General features: G+C 70.3%; 15 protein-coding genes. 12 read left to right on the top strand and 3 right to left on the bottom strand.

Going from position 1 to position 19,236, the window contains the following annotated elements:
* The first annotated feature begins 23 nt into the window (after positions 1-23).
* From HAV40_RS11085 to HAV40_RS11035, 11 genes are all read left to right on the top strand, one after another.
* Entirely contained in the window at positions 24-1,280 is a 1,257-nt protein-coding gene (locus HAV40_RS11085; protein WP_166380858.1) for a DUF58 domain-containing protein, read from the top strand.
* Positions 1,277-3,637 carry a transglutaminase-like domain-containing protein gene (locus HAV40_RS38850; protein WP_166380857.1) on the top strand — a complete coding sequence of 787 codons (2,361 nt, stop codon included), beginning with the start codon at positions 1,277-1,279 and terminating at the stop codon, positions 3,635-3,637. The genes HAV40_RS11085 and HAV40_RS38850 overlap by 4 nt, the downstream gene beginning before the upstream one ends.
* The gene (locus HAV40_RS11075) at positions 3,634-8,007 is read left to right on the top strand and encodes an FtsK/SpoIIIE domain-containing protein (protein WP_166380856.1); all 4,374 of its coding nucleotides are present in this window, start codon (positions 3,634-3,636) and stop codon (positions 8,005-8,007) included. The genes HAV40_RS38850 and HAV40_RS11075 overlap by 4 nt, the downstream gene beginning before the upstream one ends.
* 104 nt (positions 8,008-8,111) lie before the next feature.
* On the top strand, positions 8,112-8,378 hold the full coding sequence (locus tag HAV40_RS11070) for a hypothetical protein (protein WP_166380855.1): 267 nt from the start codon (positions 8,112-8,114) through the stop codon (positions 8,376-8,378).
* A gap of 76 nt (positions 8,379-8,454) precedes the next feature.
* Positions 8,455-9,321, top strand: a complete 867-nt coding sequence (locus HAV40_RS11065) for a WXG100 family type VII secretion target (protein ID WP_166380854.1) — start codon at positions 8,455-8,457, stop codon at positions 9,319-9,321.
* Positions 9,322-9,334: 13 nt separating this feature from the next.
* Positions 9,335-9,952: a hypothetical protein gene (locus HAV40_RS11060; RefSeq protein WP_166380853.1), complete on the top strand. Its 618-nt coding sequence runs from the start codon at positions 9,335-9,337 to the stop codon at positions 9,950-9,952.
* 203 nt (positions 9,953-10,155) lie between these two features.
* Positions 10,156-11,133 (top strand): macro domain-containing protein, encoded by a 978-nt coding sequence (locus HAV40_RS11055; protein ID WP_166380852.1) that lies wholly within the window; start codon positions 10,156-10,158, stop codon positions 11,131-11,133.
* Positions 11,134-11,348: 215 nt separating this feature from the next.
* The gene (locus HAV40_RS11050; protein ID WP_166380851.1) at positions 11,349-12,044 is read left to right on the top strand and encodes a DUF6082 family protein; all 696 of its coding nucleotides are present in this window, start codon (positions 11,349-11,351) and stop codon (positions 12,042-12,044) included.
* A 39-nt stretch (positions 12,045-12,083) separates the two neighbouring features.
* Positions 12,084-12,758, top strand: coding sequence for a hypothetical protein (locus HAV40_RS11045; RefSeq protein ID WP_166380850.1), 675 nt, complete (start codon positions 12,084-12,086; stop codon positions 12,756-12,758).
* 261 nt (positions 12,759-13,019) lie between these two features.
* Positions 13,020-13,571, top strand: coding sequence for a PadR family transcriptional regulator (locus HAV40_RS11040; protein WP_166380849.1), 552 nt, complete (start codon positions 13,020-13,022; stop codon positions 13,569-13,571).
* Positions 13,572-13,594: 23 nt separating this feature from the next.
* Positions 13,595-15,295, top strand: a complete 1,701-nt coding sequence (locus tag HAV40_RS11035; protein ID WP_166380848.1) for an acyl-CoA dehydrogenase family protein — start codon at positions 13,595-13,597, stop codon at positions 15,293-15,295.
* 52 nt (positions 15,296-15,347) lie between these two features.
* On the opposite strand, the gene ispF is transcribed toward HAV40_RS11035, so the two are convergent.
* Together ispF and HAV40_RS11025 are read right to left on the bottom strand one after the other, a co-directional pair.
* Positions 15,348-15,815, bottom strand: coding sequence for a 2-C-methyl-D-erythritol 2,4-cyclodiphosphate synthase (gene ispF, locus HAV40_RS11030; RefSeq protein WP_166380847.1), 468 nt, complete (start codon positions 15,813-15,815; stop codon positions 15,348-15,350).
* A gap of 104 nt (positions 15,816-15,919) precedes the next feature.
* Positions 15,920-16,651, bottom strand: coding sequence for an endonuclease V (locus HAV40_RS11025; RefSeq protein WP_166380846.1), 732 nt, complete (start codon positions 16,649-16,651; stop codon positions 15,920-15,922).
* 93 nt (positions 16,652-16,744) lie between these two features.
* Between HAV40_RS11025 and HAV40_RS11020 the strand changes: the two genes are divergently transcribed.
* Positions 16,745-17,833 (top strand): Gfo/Idh/MocA family protein, encoded by a 1,089-nt coding sequence (locus HAV40_RS11020; RefSeq protein WP_166380845.1) that lies wholly within the window; start codon positions 16,745-16,747, stop codon positions 17,831-17,833.
* A gap of 8 nt (positions 17,834-17,841) precedes the next feature.
* Here HAV40_RS11020 and HAV40_RS11015 read toward each other — a convergent pair whose 3' ends face one another.
* The gene (locus HAV40_RS11015; protein WP_239086792.1) at positions 17,842-19,089 is read right to left on the bottom strand and encodes a serine hydrolase domain-containing protein; all 1,248 of its coding nucleotides are present in this window, start codon (positions 19,087-19,089) and stop codon (positions 17,842-17,844) included.
* Positions 19,090-19,236 lie beyond the last annotated feature (147 nt).

Below are 19,236 nucleotides of genomic sequence, written 5' to 3'. Positions count from 1 at the left end.
ACGAGGCAGAAAGGACGTCGACGATGAAACGATGGCAGGTGCGCGACCGCGTACGCGCCGCGGGCCGCCGGATCGACGCGACCCGCGAGACGATCGCGCGGTTGCCGGTCGTCTCGCTGTTCACCCCGCTGGGCGCCGCCGTGCTCCTGGCCTCGCTCACCGCGTGGGCGGCGGGCGCGATTGTCGGCTGGGCCGAACTGTTCCTGGGTGCGGGTACCGGGCTGCTCGTGCTCGCCGCGTGCTCGCTGTACGTCCTCAACCGCGCTCAGCCCACCGTCGACATCGCCCCGCGACGGCGGCGCTTCACCGTGGGCGAGTCGACCGTCGTCGAGGTCCGGGTCACCAACGGCACCGCCGCGGCCATGCTGCCCGTGGAACTGGAGATCGCCGTCGCCGCGTCGGTGGAGACGTTCGCCCTGCCCAGCATCGGCGGGAACGCCACCTGGCAGGACAGCTTTCCCGTGGTCGGCGCCCGGCGCGGGGTCATCCCCGTCGGCCCCGCCACCACGGTGCGCGGCGACCCGCTGGGCCTGCTCGAACGTCGCGTGCGCTGGACGCAGACCACCGACCTGTTCGTCCACCCGGCGACCACCGCGCTGCCGCCGCTGGGCAGCGGACTGCTCCGCGACCTCGAAGGCCGGGTCACCAGCGAACTGTCGATGAGCGATCTGGCCTTCCACGCCCTGCGCGAGTACGCCCCCGGCGACGACCGCCGGTTCATCCACTGGCGCTCCTCGGCCAAGGCCCTCAGCTCGGGCGGGAACCTGATGGTGCGCCAGTTCCAGGACACCCGGCGCACCCAGCTGCTGGTGGTCGTCGACGGCGACCGCGACGGCTACGCCGACCTGGACGAGTTCGAACTCGCCATCTCGGCCGGGGCGTCCGTCGCCGTGGAGGCGGTCCGCGAGGAACTCGACGTGGCGGTGCTCGTCGCCGACCAGCAGGTCAGGCGGCAGGGCGCGCGGCGGCTGACCAGCCAGCAGGTCCTGGACGCCTGCTCCCGCGCCGGGCTCGGGCGCAGGCGCTTCGCCGACCTCATCGGCGACGGCGTACGCCAAGCACAGGACGTCACCTTCGCCTTCGTCGTCACCGGCTCGCGTCCCGACTTCGCCACCCTGCGCCGCTGCGCGTCACGCGTGCCACGGCACGTGCGCACCGCGGTCGTACGGGTCGTGCCGGGGGCCAGCCCCGCCGTCGCGCCCGGCGCGTCGGTGTCCGTGCTGACCATGGGCAAGCTGTCCGACCTGCGGAGCCTGCTGCGCAAGGGAGAGAAGTCATGAGACGGCACACGGTCACCGGCGCGCTCGTCGACGGCGGTTTCGTGGCGGGGCTGGGCATGCTCGCGATGCTCGGCTTCGCCACCACCTTCGACGGATCGTCCTACCTGCTCGTCGCAGGTATCGCCCTGCTCATCGGGATGCTGCTGGCGTACGCGACGACGGCGCTGCGCGGCCCGGCCGTGACACTGGCCGCGGCGGCGCTGCTGGCCTACTTCGCCGTCGGTCCGCTGCTCGTGCTGCCCGCGTCGTCGTGGACGTCGATAGACACCCACCGGCAGCTCGCCGCAGGTGCCGTGCTGGGCTGGAAGCAGCTGCTCACCACCGTCCCGCCGGTCGCGGCGGACAGCCCGCTGCTGGTGATCCCGTTCCTGCTGGGCCTGGCCACCGGCGCGGCCGGCCTCGGCGCGGCCCGGCGGCTCGACAGCCCGGCCCGACCGGGCAGCCTCGCCGCGCTGGCCCGCGCGGGCGCCCCCGCCCTCGTGCTGCTGACCACGCTCGCCGTGGTGGTGGCCTGCGGGACCGACGAACCCGCGGCCAAGGTACTCGACGGCGTCGTCTTCGCGCTGGGCACGCTGCTCTGGACGTCGGTGCGGCTGCGCAGGCAGCGTCCGGCGGCCCGCACGACCTCACGCCGGGCGGGTCGCGCCGCGACCGCGACCGGCCTGCTCGCCGCTGCGGCGACCCTCGCGGCGCTCGGCGCGCCACTGCTGCCCGGGGCGCAAACCCCACGCGCCGTGCTGCGCGACTACGTGGTCCCGCCGTTCCGGCTCAGTGACTATCCGAGCCCGCTGGTCGGGTTCCGCAAGTACACCAAGGATGCCAACCGGCTTTGGGACCAGGAACTGTTCACGGTCACCGGGCTGCCGCCGGGGTCGAGCGTGCGCATCGCGACGCTCGACGACTACGACGGAACCGTATGGGGCGCCACCGAGGAGGCCTCGTTCCGGCTGGTGTCGTCGCGGATCAGCCCACGACCGGCCGGGCCGGTCACCACCGTGCAGGTGTCCATCGCCGCCGCGTACGCCGCGTCGCTGGACGTCAACGCGTGGCTGCCCGAGGCGGGCACCGTGTCCCGGGTCGAGTTCGCCGGCGGGCGGGCCCCCGAACTCGCGGCGAGCCTGCACTACAACCGCGACCTCTCGGCCGGGATCGTCACCGTGCGCCTGCGCAAGGGCGACGTGTACACGCTGCAGACCACGGTGGCCGACCAGACACTGCCCGAAGACCTGCAGCCCTTCGCCAGCCCGTCGCTGACCGAGAGTTCCCAGGCCATGCTGTCCAGCAAGATCGCCGCCTGGACGAAGGGCGGCACCGGACTCGGGGCGCGGATCCGGGCGCTGGCGACCTATCTGAAGGACAACGGCGCCTACACCGACGGCGGACCCGGCGAGAGCCGGTACCTGCCGGGCCACAGCATCGGCCGGCTGACGGCCTTCCTGCAGGAGAAGGCCCCCGCCGGCGACGACGAGCAGTACGCGTCCCTGTTCGCGCTGGCCGCCAACCACCTCGGGATACCGGCGCGGGTGGTGCTCGGCGCGCGACCGGACGTCACCGGTGTCGTACGCGGCAAGGACGTGCACGCGTGGGTGGAACTCCACCAGGCCGACGGCTCCTGGGCCGCGGTCCCCGAGGCGGCGTTCATGCCGGACCCGTCGAAACGGCCCAGCAAACAGCCGCCGGAGAACTTCGAGAACAAGGAGGCCGCGGCCGTGCCGCCGCCCAACGTGCAGCGGCTGCCGACCACGTCGACCGACACCAGCCGGGTGGACCCCTTCCCGCAGGCGCCACGGGAGGAGACCATCCTGGGCCGGATCTTGGAAATCCTCCTGCTGGTCGCGCCATGGGCGGGCCCGCCGCTGCTGCTCGCCGGTGGGCTGATCGCCGCGATCCGCGGGGTAAAGGCCCGTCGCCGTCGCCGCCGTCGCCTACACGGGCTGCCGGCCAACCGCTACGCCGGAGCGTGGCAGGAACTCCTCGACCGGGTACGCGACCTGGGCGAGGTGAACACCGCGCTGCGCGCGGCCACCGCCGCCACCGCCGCGACCCGGAGTGAGCAGGCCGCGGCCCTCGACGCCTCGGGTCTGCTCGGCGGTGTCGGGTTCCGGGAACTGGCCGCGCGCATCGACGAGATCGTCTACGGGTCGGCCGAACCGACCGAGCAGGAAGCCCACGCGTTCTGGGCGGACACCGACGAGATCATGCGAGGGCTCATGGCGGGCCTGGGCCGCACCAGGCGATGGCGCGTCGCGCTGAGCCTGCGCTCGCTGCGTGCCACCGACCGGGCCGCAGCCCGCGCGCGCTCGCGGCGGCGCACCCGGACCGTGCCCGTCGCCGCCCCCGCCGGAGGTATCGCATGAAGATCAAAATCACGTTGCAGCGCAGCGGCGCGTCCGCCGTGGACCTGATGGCCACGGTCGACACCGGAGCCACCGTCGGTGACCTGGCTGAGCGGCTGTGGCGCGCCGACCCTGCCCCGCACCACGCCGGGCACATCCAGGGCCGGCCCACCCTGGTCATCAAGGGCGCCACCGACGCCGCGCTCGACCCGACCTCGAAACTCACCGACAGCGGCCTGCGCTCCGGCATGACCGTCGGCCTGACCTGGGCACCGGAGGGCTACTCCGCGACCGGCGGCGAGACCGTCGCGATCGCCACCGTGGTCGACCCGTCGGGCGTGCCCCGCGACGTCCCGCTGCGCACCCGCGCCGGGGTGATCGGCCGCGACCGCGACAACGCCGTGGTCCTCACCGACACCCTGGCCTCACGCCGCCACATCCGGTTCGCGATCGGCGCGCTGCCCGAGATCGTCGACCTGGCCTCGGCCAACGGCGTCGAGGTCAACGGCTCCCGGATCACCCGCGCGACGCTGCGCCCCGACGACGTCGTCCAGCTCGGCGACACCAGGCTCTCGATCCGGGTCACGTCGACCGGACCGGCCGACGGCGCGGCCGACGGATTCACCCGCCCGCCGCGCCTCGATCCCCGCTACGCCGGTCAGGAGTACGACGCTCCCGAGCCGCCCAAGCGCCCCGAGACGCCACGGTTCCCGATCATCGCCCTGCTCGTGCCGCTGCTGATGGGGGCGGTCCTCTACCTGATCACCCGGTCGACGCTGTCGCTGATCTTCATGGCGTTCAGCCCGCTCATGGTCGTGGGATTCGCGGTCGAGACGGCCATGGCCGGACGGTCGGGCTTCCGCAAGGCCGTCGCCCGCTACCGGGCGGACCTCGCCGACCTGTCCACCGAAGCCGCCGCCGCCGCGCAGACCGAGATCGAGTGGCGTCGCCGCGAACACCCCGCCACCGACGTCTGCGTCGAGGCGGTACGCCGGCGCGGTCCGCTGCTGTGGACCCGGCGACCCGCCGACCCCGGATTCTGCGAATTCCGGATCGGGCTGGGCCCGCAGCCCTCCCGCAGCGTGATCAAACTCCCGACCGGGCGCGACCTGCCCCGCGACCTGATGGCCGAGGCCGTCGCGATCGCCCGCGAGCACGCCACCGTCGAGGGCGTCCCGGTCATCGCCAGCCCCGCCGAGCACGGCGCGATCGGGGTCGCCGGAGCGCGGGACCTGGCCCTGGGCGTGGCCCGCGCCCTCATCGCCCAGGCGGCCTGCCTCCACTCGCCCGCCGAGCTGATCATTGCGGCCTTCACTGACGACGAGAGCGCCCGCACGTGGGACTGGCTCAAATGGCTGCCGCACACCACCTCCCCGCACAGCCCGCTGCCGCCCAGGCACCTCACCAGCACCAATGAGGGAGCCGTCGCGCTGGTCTCAGCCCTGGAAGAACAGGTCGCCCTGCGCGCCGCCGAGCAGGAGCCGACCACCGCCCCGGCGATCCTCGTACTCGTCGAGGACCGGACCCCGGTGGATCGCAGCCGGCTGGTCGAACTCGGCGAGCGCGGCTGGCGTCACGGCGTACACGTGCTCTGGATAGCCGGTGACAGCTCCCAGCTTCCGGCCGCGTGCCGCACCTTCGTCGAGGTCCCCGCATCGACCACGAAAGCCACCGTGGGGTACGTCCACAGCGGAGACGCGGTGACACCGCTGGCCGTGGAACTGCTCGACGCCCAGGGCGCAGCAGCCGTGGGGCGGCTCATGTCGCCGCTGGTGGACGTCGGAGCCCGCGTCGACGACGACAGCGACCTGCCCCGGACCGTCTCCCTGCTGGCCGTCGCCGACGAACCTGTGACGGCCACCGCTGAGCACGTGCTGGAGAACTGGGTGCAGAACCGGTCGATCCTCACCGGGCCGTACGCGGCAGCCGGCCCGAGCCGCAAAGCCGGCACGCTGCGGGCCGTGATCGGCCGCACCGCGCTCGGCCCGCACACCCTCGACCTGCGCGAGGACGGCCCACACGCGCTGGTCGGCGGGACCACCGGCTCCGGCAAGAGCGAACTGCTGCAGGCGTGGATCCTCGCCATGGCCGCAGCACACAGCCCGCAGCGGCTGACGTTCATGCTCATCGACTACAAGGGCGGCTCCGCCTTTAAGGACCTGGCGCTGCTGCCGCACACGGTCGGCAACTTCACCGACCTCGACCCGCACCTGGTCCGCCGCGCCCTGACCTCACTGCGGGCCGAACTACGCGGCAGGGAGAGGCAGTTCGCGCTGCACAAGGTCAAGGACCTCATCGAACTGGAGAAGACCGGCGTCGCCGACGTGCCGCCCAGCCTGGTGATCGTCGTCGACGAATTCGCCGCCCTGGTCAAGGAACTGCCCGAGTTCGTCGACGGCGTCGTGGACGTGGCCCAGCGGGGCCGCTCGCTCGGCGTACACCTCATCCTCGCGACCCAGCGCCCGGCCGGCGTGATCACCGACAACCTGCGCGCCAACACCAACCTGCGCCTGGCGCTGCGCACCGCCGACGAGGGCGACAGCGTCGACGTGCTCGGCTCGCCGCAGGCGGCGTTCTTCGACTCGGCGATCCCCGGCCGCGCGGTCTCCAAGACCGGACCCGGCCGGCTCGTGCCGTTCCAGACCGGCTACGCCGGCGGCTGGACCAGCGAGGCGCCACCACCACCGGAGATCGTGCTGGAGGAACTTCGTTTCGGCGCGCGGGTGGTGTGGGAGGCGCCCGAGGTCGACCAGAGCCAGGCCGACCTAGGGGCGACCGACATCCAGCGGATGATCGCCGCGATCAGCCTCGCCAGCCGCGAGGCCCAGATCCCGCGCCCGCGCCAGCCCTGGCTGCCCGCCCTGGCCGGAGTGCACGACCTGGCCAGGGTGCCCACCCTGCGCCAGGACACGCAACTCGTCTTCGGCGTATGCGACCAGCCCGAGGAGCAGGACCAGCCGCCGATCGCGTTCAGGCCCGACGAGCAGGGAAACCTCGCCGTCTACGGCACCGGCGGCTCGGGCAAGAGCACCCTGCTGCGCACCCTGGCCATCGCCGCGGGGTTCACCGTCCGCGGCGGACCCTGCCACGTCTACGGCCTGGACTTCGGCAACCGCGGCCTGGCCATGCTGGAGGAACTGCCCCACGTCGGCAGCATCATCAGCGGCGCGGACACCGACCGCACCATCCGGCTCATCAAGTGGCTCACCCAGCTGGTGGCCGACCGGGGAGAGCGGTACAGTCGGATCGGCGCGGGCAGCATCACCGACTACCGCACCCTGGCCGGCGCCCCGCACGAGGCACGCATCCTGCTCCTGGTCGACGGCACCGACGCGTTCCGGCAGGCGTACGAGACCGTCGACCGCCTCAAACACTTCGACGCCTTCTGCCAGCTCGCCCGCGACGGCCGCGCGGTCGGCCTGCACGTGCTGCTCACCGCCGACCGGCCCGCGTCGGTCCCGTCCGCCCTGGCCTCGGCGGTGCAGACCAGGGTCGTGCTGCGGATGGCCGACCCGAACGACTACAGCGCCCTCGACGTGCCCGTCGACGTCCTGCAGCCTTCCTCACCGGTCGGCCGGGGCCTGCTGCTCGGAGAGGAACTGCAGGTCGCGCTCCTCGGCGGCGCACCCCAGACACAGCTGCAGGCAGCGGCGGTACGCGAGTTCGCCGACGCCATGATCCGCGCGGGCATCTCCGCAGCGCCACCCGTACGCGGCATGCCCGACCGGGTACTGGCCCGCCAGCTGCCGTCGACCGACAACGGCCTGCCCGTCGTCGGCCTGCTCGCCGAGACCCTGTCACCGGCGACCGTGGTCCCGCAGGGCGGCTTCCTCATCTCCGGACCGCCGCAGTCGGGCCGGACCTCGGCGGTACGGACGATCGCCCGCGCCCTGCACCGCTGGAAACCCGACCTCGGCCTGCACCTGCTGTCCCCGGCCCGCCGCTCCGACCTGGCCGACCTGCCGCTGTGGCGGACCCAGGCGTGCGGACTCGACGAGGTACGCGACCAGGCCAAGACACTCGCCCAGCAGCTCACCGCAACCGCACCCCAGGCGATCCTCATCGAGAACGTCGGTGAGTTCGCCGCGTACACGATGGACACCGACACCGCCGACGCGGTCACCGAACTGGTACGCGTCTGCCTGGACCAGGGTGGCTTCGTCGTCGGCGAGAGCGACACGAGCACGCTGGGCTCCAAGTCCGGACCCCTGGAGCTGCTCAAACGCAGCCGCTACGGGCTGGCGCTCAGCCCCGACTCCGGCGACGGCGACCGGGTGTTCACCACGGAGTTCCCGATGAAACTGCCCCGTGCCGACTTCCCGCCAGGCCGTGGCCTGCTCGTGCGGGCAGGCCGGACCGCGGTGGTCGGCGTCGGCTTCGAAGAGGGCTGACACCCGGGGGTGGGGAGTGCTCCCCATTCCCGGTCACGAGGCAGATACGTACCGTCAGCCATGACCCGACCTGGGCTCTTGGCTCATCACAAGAAGGAGAAACGATGTCTCTCACCGGTATGGACATCCAGGCCGTCCGGCACCTGGCCAAGATGCTCGGCACCAAGGCCGACGAGATCGAGGCCATCGCCAACTCGCTGACCCACCAGCTCGGCAGCGTCGAGTGGCGCGGCGCCGACGCCGACCGCTTCCGCAGCGAATGGAACTCCGGCCACCGCAGCCAGCTGCTGAACGTGGCGTCGGCGCTGCGCGACACGTCCTCCGTGGCGACCCGCAACGCCAACGAGCAGGAGCAGGCCGCCGCCCACTGAGGCCACGGCACCCGGGTCGCCGACGACCGGTCGGCGACCCACATCGTCCAGCAGCAGGTCGCAGGAAGGGAGCCAGATGCCCACACAGGGCTTCGTCGGGGCCGATCCGGAGCAGCTCGACGCGTTCGCCGACCAGCTCGACCGCGGCGCGCGGTCCCTGGAAGGCGTCCGCTCGACCATCGGCGGCACCCTCGGCCGCGTCCACTGGGAGGGGCGCGACGGGGAACACGTCAGGCAGGAGTGGCGTCAGCGACAGACCGCCGTCATCAGCGCGGCCTGCGAAATGCTGCGCCAGACCGCCCGCACCCTGCGCACGAACGCCGCGCAGCAACGCGGGGCCAGCGAATCCGGCGGCGGCACCCTACAACGCGGATCCGGCTTGCAGGGCCTCCAGGTGATGCCGCTGCCGTACATGCTCGACCTCGACGACCTCGGGGACCTGCTCGACGGCTTCCAGGCGCTGGACTGGACCAGGGGCCTGGATCTCGACATGACGTGGCGAACACTCAAGCACCTCGACAATGTGCTGCCTCTCAAGGTCGGCCCGCTGGACGCACTCTCCGTCGCTGTAGACGTTGCACAGCTTCGGGAAGAATTTCTGCGTGGCGACGTTCAGCCCTTTACCGTGGGCAAACTCGTCTGGGACGTCACCTCCGCCGTGGTTCCACGCGTCGGCCTGTTGACCGGTGCCTGGGAGACCGGCATGTACATCGGAACAGGGATCGGGAACTTCTTGCAGGAGAAGACCCACTTCCAGGACGCGATCTTCAACAGCATCGTCGCCGACCGTTATGGCGGCTCCTTGTCGCCCGCCGAGCTCGCCGAGATGACCGAGCGGTACTCCGGCTGGGACGGTCACCTCCGCTACGGCGCCGACCTGCTGGTCTCGGAAGCGCACTTCATCGGTGACAGCGCCAAATCACTGTGGGACAGGCTGTTCTGAGAGGGAGACCCCCATGGAAAAACTGGCATTGACCAGCGGCGAGCTCGCATTTCTGCTGACCCTGGCCGACGCGGACCAGCGGCGCACGGCGTGGGCCAGGCTGCGCCTGACCGAGCAGAACAGCGGCGAGCTGCTGCTGCGGGAAGGGCTCGGCTCGCTCACCGTGCGCGGCCTGGCGACGGGCACCGGCACCGAACTGACCCTGGCGGCTCCGCTCGCGGCCGTTCTGCGCGGCCTCACCGAGCCGGTGCTGTGGGTGGAGGTCAGCCTGCTCACCGGAGACACCGCCGACGCCGCCCACCTGTACGTTCACGACAGGGGCATGTTCCTGCTCGCGCCGCGCGCCTACGGCACCTTCGAGATCCAGGGCGTACGCGCCGGGGTTAGCCCGGTCGAGCTGCTGGTCTCCGTGGCCAGGCGCTACCTCGGTGAACCCCGGCCAGCGCTGGTGGCCTGCCGCAGCGAGTCGGCCAGCGGTGGCGGCACGGCCGCCGTGGCCGCGCTGGCCGACGGCGGCTGGAGGGTGCTGCGCGGCGAGGCGGATCCACGCCAGCCGGCGGCGACCCTCGACGAGGCGCTGCGGTTGTTCGGCGAGGCACTGGCCTCGCTGCCTACGGCGGTCACCGCCTGACCCAGCGTCCAGGAAGACTGTGAAACACGGTGTGAGAGAGGTTCTGAGGTTGAGTGGTCGCGCTCGACACCTGAGTGACTAAGTCGTACGCTGACAACGGTGCGAGCTATGAGAGCGCCCCGCCTTCTTCACACGAGGGCGGGGCGGTTCTTATCGCCGCCCTCAGCATTGATCGCGAACGGCGCTCACCGCAGACTGGTGTCGTGACCACGCTTATCGCCGTCGTTGGAGACATCACGAAGCAGGCCGTGGACGCCGTCGTCAACACCGCGAGCAACGCGGTGATCGGTGGAGGTGGCGGTGGAGTGAACGGCGCGATTCATCGGCTGGGAGGACCAGCGATTCTCCACGACTGCATCACCAGGTTTCCGAACGGGCTTCTTACCGGTGATGCGGCCTGGACTACGGCGGGCAACCTGCCTGCGAAGTGGGTCATCCACACAGTTGGACCCGACTACACGGCTGGGCAGCGCGATCGATCGGTCTTGGAGTCCTGCTACCGGCGCGCACTGGAAGTCGCCGACGATCTCGGCCTGCGCACTGTGGCGTTTCCACTCATCGGCTCTGGCGCCTATGGCTGGCCGCGACATGACGCCATCTCCGCAGCCGTCGCGACGATCGCAACCGCCGCCACTCGCGCTGACGAAGTACGGCTTGTGGTTACGGACGAGGACGTCCTTGAGGAGGTTCGCCGGGCACTCGCACGCTCGACGCCGTTACGCATCCTTCAAGGCGTGCAAACTCTGCACCAACGTGGCTATCACAGCGTGCGCGTACTACCGGGGATGAGCGCGTCTGGCATGTACTGGCGGGTCGCGGTCGCCGCTCCCGACAACTTCGTCAGCGAACACGGCTACCTCCACGTACGCAACGAGAAGCAGGCGGTCTGCTACACGACTGGCGCGCTGACCGCGTTCGCGGGTGGAGAGGTCACCGTCACCACCGCGCCCGATGTAGTCGCCGACCTCATACTCGGTGCGTTGCCTACGATCGCGGTCACCCATGACGATCCCGCGTACGTCGCCTGGTTCGCTGGACTCATGCAGCTCGTCGAGAAGCACAACGCGCCCCCGATCGCTTACGCCGACTACTTCGACGATACAGAGGGATGGGAGGTCGGCTGGGGTAGCGGCATCAGGCATCCGCGCCCGCCGGCGTCCCCATCGCATCAAACACGCTAAGTTCCCGCTAACACGGGACGTGCATCGCTCGCTGGAATGTGTTAATGGGCTTTCGATTAGTGAGAAGGGCGACCGACGCCTCAGACCTCGACGACCACAGGTTGCGCAGGGGTGAAAATGCCGTGCGGTAAGAAACTCGGGCAGGGAGCGGAAGCCGGAAGCGGCATAGCGACAACATGAGGCGGCAGGTTGCGGCTCGCTGACACGATGGCCACATGCTCCAGGTGAAGCGGTCAACCCTTGTTGCGATCTCCGTAATTTCCACCGCCGGATTCGTTGCCACCTCGTCCCTTCTGGCGGTGCAAGCACGTTCGGCCCTATCCATGCCTGGCGCGGAAGGCGTCTCGGCACTAGTAGCAGCGATCGCGCTCTGCGGGGTGTCGGTCTCGCTCGTGTTACAGCATCGGGAGCATCGGACTAACTTGCTGTACACGATGAACCAGCGGCAGTTCGAGCTGGTCAAGTACACGCTCGAAAATCCTGCCTTGACCTATAGTTGGGGCGAAGAGGGCGACGATCCGAACTACCGGCTCCGCGTCTTCTGTAATCTCATCTGTACCCACTGGCTGACGCTGTGGCGCATTCGCGACATCGATGAACTGATGCTCCGCGCCTCAGCGGAGAGATTCTTCAGAGGCTCCGTCGCTCGCGCCTTTTGGACCGACGTAGGTGCGACTTGGATTCGGCAGCCAAGCCGTCGGGACGCCTACTTCATGGCGGTAATGACCGAGGAGTTGCTCAAGGCCACGATGAGCGGCCCTGCCGCGGTCGTACCTCCCGCCGTTCCGCCAGTTCTGCCCGTCAGGCGGGGCTTCTATCGGTCGAGTCGACAGTTCGACAGCGGAATGCGTCTCTCGGAAAGCTCTGGACGAGGCGCAAGACGGCAAGCCGGATGGTCCTCACGAACATGACGAAGCAGAGGGAGCCGATTACACCTATGCTTGGCCGCTGTGCCCGACACCTCCGCAACTGAACTCTGGATAGCCGCCGGCGCCGCTGCCGCAACTGCTGCGAGCACCGTTGCTGCGTTCTTCGCGTGGCGTACAACAGCAGCGGCAAAGAAGGTCGCCGAACAGGCGAACACCATCGCAGAAACGGCAAACTCGATCGCGGTGAGCGCTGCGCACACTGCATCGGCTATAGCTCAGGTCGAGCATGACAGGTGGCATCGTGAGCTAACGCCAGCTCTCCGGTACGAACTAGAGAAGCCGAACCGGCTAGTCGACCAAGTTCGCCTTCACATTCACCTCGACGGGCCAGTGGGCCTGGATGGTGTCGATGGGCTGACCGTGTCGGTCCGCGATGATGGCGACCACACGCCGCAGGTACCGGGGGTCAATGCTCCGACGGCCCAGGAACTCGCCGACACGATCTGGGGTCCGCTTCGTTTCAAGCCCCACGTTGACGAAGCAGACCCTGTCGGACGAAGTGTGCCCAGAAGGCCGCTGCCAGTGGGCAGCTACCTCGTCTTCGCGTTGGAGGCCTCACGGGCACCGCGCTGGATAGAGCAGCCCGATTGGGAGCGGCAGTACAGAAACGGCAGGCTGCGACTCATCGTCACATGCGAGAAAACCGGCTACCGTCCATGGCACATCCCCTGGGAGAGCGCAATTCCGATCGATTGATCGGCCGAGCTCAGCGAGGTCGCACGGAGGGCCGTAGGCGACGACTCTGCCCGTACGTAGGGCGGGAACTGGCCGCTACGCCGTGCTTCCGAGAGCCGGTGAAGCGGGTGGTCGAGATACCGGGCAGACATACGGGGTCGTGTTCACCTTTGCGCGCAACCCGTCCGCGAACGTTGGCCCGTGCAGGCGCTGACTGGCCCCCGTATCGAGCCGATTAGCGCTTTCTTGCTATGCAACTAGTTTCATAGCATCATGGCTCGCGTGGCACTCGAACACGCGATCCTCGTCTCGCTGCTGGAGCAGCCGGGATCCGGCTATGAGCTGGCCCGGCGCTTCGACAGGTCCATCGGCCGGTTCTGGACCGCCACCCACCAGCAGATCTACCGCGTCCTCAAGCGCATGGAAGTCGACGGCTGGGTCACCGGGCAGGACGTCGACCAGGAGGGCCGCCCCGACAAGCGGTCCTACTCGGTGGCCGCACCCGGCCGTGCCGCGCTGACGACCTGGCTGCGCGAACCCGTCCAGCCGGAGACCGTCCGCCACGAACTCGCGGTCAAGATCCGCGGTGCGGCGTTCGACGACGCGGCGGGCCGGGCCGCGCTGATCGCCGAGGTCGAGCACTACCGAGCCGACCACAAGACCACGCTGCACCGCTACCTGACCGGCGAGCAGCGCGACTTCCCCGATGAAGCCACCCTCGGCGAAGGCCAGCGGTTGCAGCACGTCGTGCTGCGCGGCGGTATCGCGTACGAGCGGATGGTTCTGGCCTGGCTCGACGACGTCCTCGACACTCTCCACGGCCTCGGCCGCTGACATCCCGGAAGGCGGCTGCCGCCATGCTGCTGAACCCGCACACCTACGACCCCGCGCACTTCGACGACGACACCCGCAGGCTGCTGCGCGCCACGATCGGCTTCTTCGAGGACCGTGGCAAGAAGGTGCTGGTCGACAGCTACAACGACCGCACCTGGTACGCCGACTTCCTGGACTTCGTCGCCAAGGAAGGCCTGTTCGCGACGTTCCTGACCCCGGCGGCCGACGGCACCGGGACCCGCTGGGACACCGCCCGCAACGCGGCGCTGAGCGAGATCCTCGCCTTCTACGGCCTCGGCTACTGGTACACGTGGCAGGTGACCGTCCTGGGCCTGGGCCCGGTGTGGCAGAGCGCCAACGGAACCGCCCGCGCCCGCGCCGCCGGGCTGCTCGCCGACGGCCACGTGATGGCGTTCGGCCTGTCCGAGCGCACCCACGGCGCCGACATCTACGCCACCGACATGGTCCTCACCCCGGACGGCGCGGGCGGGTTCACGGCGACCGGCGGCAAGTACTACATCGGCAACGGCAACGTCGCCGGGCTCGTGTCGGTGTTCGGGCGCCGCGCCGACGTGGACGGGCCCGACGGGTATGTCTTCTTCGCCGCCGACAGCCGCCACCCGGCATACCACCTGGTCAAGAACGTGGTGAACGGGCAGATGTACGTCAGCGAGTTCCGGTTGCAGGACTATCCGGTCCGCGAGCAGGACGTGCTGCACACCGGCCGGGCCGCGTTCGACGCCGCACTCAACACCGTCAACGTCGGCAAGTTCAACCTGTGCACCGCCTCCATCGGCATCTGCGAACACGCGATGTACGAGGCGGTCACCCACGCGCACCGCCGCGAGCTGTACGGCAGGAAGGTCACCGACTTCCCGCACGTGCGCCGCGAGCTCACCGACGCCTACGCCCGGCTGGTCGCGATGAAGCTGTTCAGTGACCGGGCCGTGGACTACTTCCGGTCCGCGGGCCCCGACGATCGGCGTTATCTGCTGTTCAACCCGATGACGAAAATGAAGGTCACCACCGAGGGCGAGCGGGTCGTCGACCTGCTGTGGGACGTGATCGCCGCGAAGGGTTTCGAGGCCGACACCTACTTCGACAAGGCCGCCAAGGACATCCGGGGCCTGCCGAAGCTCGAGGGCACCGTGCACGTCAACCTGGCGCTGATCCTCAAGTTCATGCCGAACTACCTGTTCGGCCCGGCCGACTACGCACCCGTGCCGACGCGGCTCGACGCCGCCGACGACGAGTTCCTGTTCCGGCAGGGGCCCGCGCGCGGGCTCGGGGCGATCCGGTTCCACGACTGGCGCGGCCCGTACGACCGGCACGGCGACGTCGCCAGCGTCGCGGTGTTCCGGGAGCAGGCCGACGGGCTGTGCGCGCTGCTGCTGGCGCATGCCCCCGATGAGGAGCAGCAGCGGGATCTGGACTTCCTGCTGACCGTGGGGCAACTGTTCGCGCTGGTCGTTTACGGGCAGCTGATTCTGGAGCAGGCGGAGCTGACCGGTTTGGACCGCGACGTGCTCGACGAGATCTTCGCGGTGCTGGTCGGTGACTTCTCGGCGTACGCGACGGAGTTGCACGGCAAGGCCGCGACCACCGCGCAGCAGGCGGACTGGGCCGTGGCGCACCTGCGCCGCCCGGTCCGTGACGCTGCGCGGACCGCCGCCGTGTGGGCGCGGGTCGAGGCGCTGTGCGGGGCGTACGAGATGCGGCCTTAGCTCGCCGCCGGTTGCCAGGCCCGGTGCAGTCACCGGGCCTGGCCGGCACGTTTTACGGGTTGCGCAGCAGCAGGCAGGTGGCGAACGCGGCGAGGCCTTCGCCACGGCCGGCGAAGCCGAGACCGTCGGTGGTCGCGCCGGTCACCGACACCGGCGCGCCGATCGCCTCGGACAGGACGCGCTGCGCCTCCTCACGCCGGCTCTTGATCTTCGGGGCGGGGCCGATGACCTGCACGACGGCGTTGCCGACCGACAGGCCCGCCTCGTCGAGCAGCCGCTTGACCTCCGCCAGCAGGGTCAGGCCGCTCGCACCCGCCCAGCGCGGGTCGTCGACGCCGAACACGGCACCCAGATCCCCGAGACCGGCCGCCGACAGCAGCGCGTTGCACAGGGCGTGCGAGGCGACGTCGCCGTCGGAGTGGCCCGAGCAGCCGCTGACGCCCGGCCAGTGCAGGCCCGCGATCCAGCAGTCACGACCCGCCTCGACGGGATGGACATCGACTCCGAGACCTACCAGCATCCGCGCTCCTCAGCCATTGACCCGGGCGGGGGCTGCCTGCCGACGCCCGGCGCCGCCGCGGCACCCGGTGATCATATCGGGTGCCCGGATCCGGGCCGGGATCCTCACCCGGCGGCGGACAACGGCAGCCGCTGCACCACACGCGAACGCAGGACCAGGTCGTCCATCGTGTCCATCAGCCACAGGTCCGGCGGCCGGACCGCGACCTGGACCCGGCGCTGGTACCGGCGGACCAGGTCACGCAGCGCGGCGTACTGCTCGCCGTGCACGTCGCCGGTCAGCTGCAGGTAACCGGCCAGCATCGGCCGGGGCGGGCTGCCGAGCCGGGCCCGCACCGCGGTCAGTTGCCGGGCCGAGGCCGTGTCGGTCGCCTGGACCGGCAGGTAGATGCGCCCGGCGTTGAGGCGGCCCAGCCACGGGCCGCGGACGATCAGGTGGACCGGGGCGAGGACGTCACCGGTCAGCCGCGTGTCCGGGTCGAGTTCAGGGGCCAGGGTCGTGTGGACCAGCTCGGCGCGCAGCCGCAGGCCGGGCCACCAGACGCAGGGGCCGGCCGCGTCGCGCAGTTCGTCGAGGAACGCGGTGAAGCAGGTGTCGGCGCGCAGGACGGCGTCGTCGATCGGGATCACCGCGGACCTGATCGGCGGCCAGTACTCGCCGGGCGAAAGGTCACCGTCGGCGAACGGGGGCCGTGGGGACTCGTGCAGCAGGGGAAGGTGCCGCCGCCGGTAGCGGTCGTCGAGCCGCAGTACGTCGTGGCCGTCCCAGTCGAACTCGGCACGCTGGGCTGCCAGTTCGGCGAGCGGGTCCAGCAGCGGGTCGGGAGTCGTGGCCACGTTCGGCAGCGTATGCCAGTCCGTGCTCCGCGCCCGCGACGTTTTGCCGGGTCCGGTTGACGAAATCGATTTCAGTGGCCATGCTCGGGGACCATGAGCGTGGGTGTGGCGGTCGTCGGGTTGGGGTTCGGCGAGGCGTTCCTGCCGATCTACCAGCGTCATCCGGACGTCGGCCACATCACGATCGTCGACGCCGACCCGGCCCGGCTGGCCGAGGTCGGCGACCGGCACCGTGTCACCGACCGGGCCACGGACCTCGACGCGGTGCTGAACGACCCTCGTGTCGACGCCGTTCACCTGCTGACACCGGTCGCCTTCCACGCCCGGCAATCGATTGCAGCGCTGACCGCGGGACGACACTGCGCCTGCGCGGTCCCGATGGCGATGTCGTTGGAGGACCTCGGCGCGGTCCGCGCCGCGGCGCACGCATCGGGCCGGGTGTACATGATGATGGAGACATCGGTGTACGCCCGGGAGTATCACGCCGTCGAGCGGCTGCACCGCAGCGGAGAACTGGGCGCGGTCACGTTCTACCGGGGCTTTCACATCCAGAACCTCGACGGTTTCGCCGCCTACTGGCGCGGCTACCCGCCGATGGCGTACGTGACGCACGCACTCTCGCCGATCCTGGCGCTGCTGGACACGACCGTCACGAGCGTGCACTGCCTCGGCTCGGGCAGGCTCACCGGCGACCGCGAAGGCTCGTTCGGCAACCCGTACCCGCTGGAGGCGGGCCTGTTCCGGCTGCGCGGCAGCGATGCCGTCGCCGAGGTGACGATGGCGTTCCATCAGACGGCACGGGCGTACACCGAAGGTTTCTGCGTCTACGGCGACCGCACCGGCATCGAATGGCCCTCTGTCGAAGGCGGCCCGCTGACCCGGTTCGACATGACGGCGCCGGGGCCAGGCCAGCGCGGTAATCCGGTGGAACGCACCGTGTTCGAGCCCGCCGACCACGGCCATCTGCTGCCCCGGGAGATCGCCGGGTTCGCCGCTCACCGCGACGCGCACGGCGGTTCGCACCCGCACCTGGTGCACGAGTTCGTCCGCAGCATCGTCGAAGGGCGCCCGTCGCGCATCGACGCCGACACCGCTGCGGCCTGGACCGCGCCAGGCATCGTCGCGCACGAAGCGGCCATGCGCGGCGGAGTGACCCTCGACGTCCCCGACTACCGCCGCTAAGTGGCCGGTCAGCGGCTCGGCGTCGGGGACGGGGCCGCGGGCAGGTCGTACAGCGCGCCGATGATCGCCATGGCCAGCGCGTTGGCGGGCTGCCTGCCGTCCGCGGCGGCGGTCAGCGTGGTCAGCACGATGACGGTGTCCTTGCGGACGGGGTCGTGCGCCATGAACGAGTTGAAGCCGGGGAGCTGGCCGTCGTGGCCGTACAGCGGCCCGAAGCGGGCGATGGCCAGGCCGTAGCCGACCTCGATCGGCGCCGGGGTCTGGATCGGCTGGATGCTGTCCAGCCGGATCTGCTGCGTCTTCGCGTCGAGCAGCCCGCCGCCGACCAGCGCCGTGGCATACCTGGTCAGGTCAGGGGCGGTGGAGATCGCGCCGCCTGCCGCCCACGCCCACGACGGGTTGCTGACGGTGACGTCCCGGGGCTGCAGGGTGCCGGCGGCGACGGCGGCCTGCTCGGCGGGCGGCAGCGCGGGGTCGGTGAGGGTGCTGACGTTCGTGCCGAACATGTAGCCCTGCGGGTGGGGCGTGGGCAGGTCGGACTCGGTGGCTGCGGGTAGCAGCGTCTGCTTGAGGCCGAGCGGGCCGAAGATGCGCTGCTGGAACTCGTCCTGCAGGGAGTGGCCGGTGAGCTGCTCGACGATCAGCCCGGCCAGGATGAGGTTGGTGTTCGAGTAGTGGAAGCCCGCGCCGGGGGCGAAGTACGGCGGCTTGGCGAACGCGATGGCCAGCAGCTCGTCGGGCTTCCACACGCGCAGCGGGTCGCTGTCCAGGTCGGCGTTGAACTGCTCGTCCTCGGAGTAGTTGTACAGCCCGCTGCGCATGCTCAGCATCTGGGCGATAGTGATGTTGTCGCCGTTGGGCACCTCGGGCCGGTACTTCGACACCGGGTCGTCCAGGCCGATCTTGCCTTCCTGGACGAGTTGCAGCAGCGCCGTGCCGGTCATCGTCTTGGTGTTCGAACCGATCCGGAAGTGGTCGCCGACGTTGATCGGGGCGTTGCCGTCGAGTTCGGCGGTGCCGAAGGTCTGCGCCCAGTCGCCCTTGGCCGGGGACGTGATCATCACGACCGCCCCGGGCACGTGCAGGTCGCCGACGATGGTCTGCAGCGTCCTCTCCAGTTGCGCGGCGTACGCGGGCACGGCCGGGGTCGGGGTGACCCAGGTGGCCGGTTCGCCCATCGTATTGCCGCAGGCGGCCGTGAACGCCGCCATCGCGACGAGCGAGATGGTCACCTTGCCAACGCCGAACCGCTGCATGCCGGACCCCCGTGTTGACGCGACACGGCCGCCGAGGGGAGGCCGAATGCTGCCATACCACTGCAACCGAGTACATCAAATGCCAGACCGCTCGGCAGGGTTTCGGCCCAGTTGCGCATACGGGCACCGACACCGCGCCGACACTCA

The sequence above is a fragment of the Catellatospora methionotrophica genome (assembly GCF_011297335.1).
Lineage (GTDB): Bacteria > Actinomycetota > Actinomycetes > Mycobacteriales > Micromonosporaceae > Catellatospora > Catellatospora methionotrophica.
The sequence above is the reverse complement of the archived record's forward strand: the minus strand, read 5'-3'. Positions and strand labels throughout refer to the sequence as shown.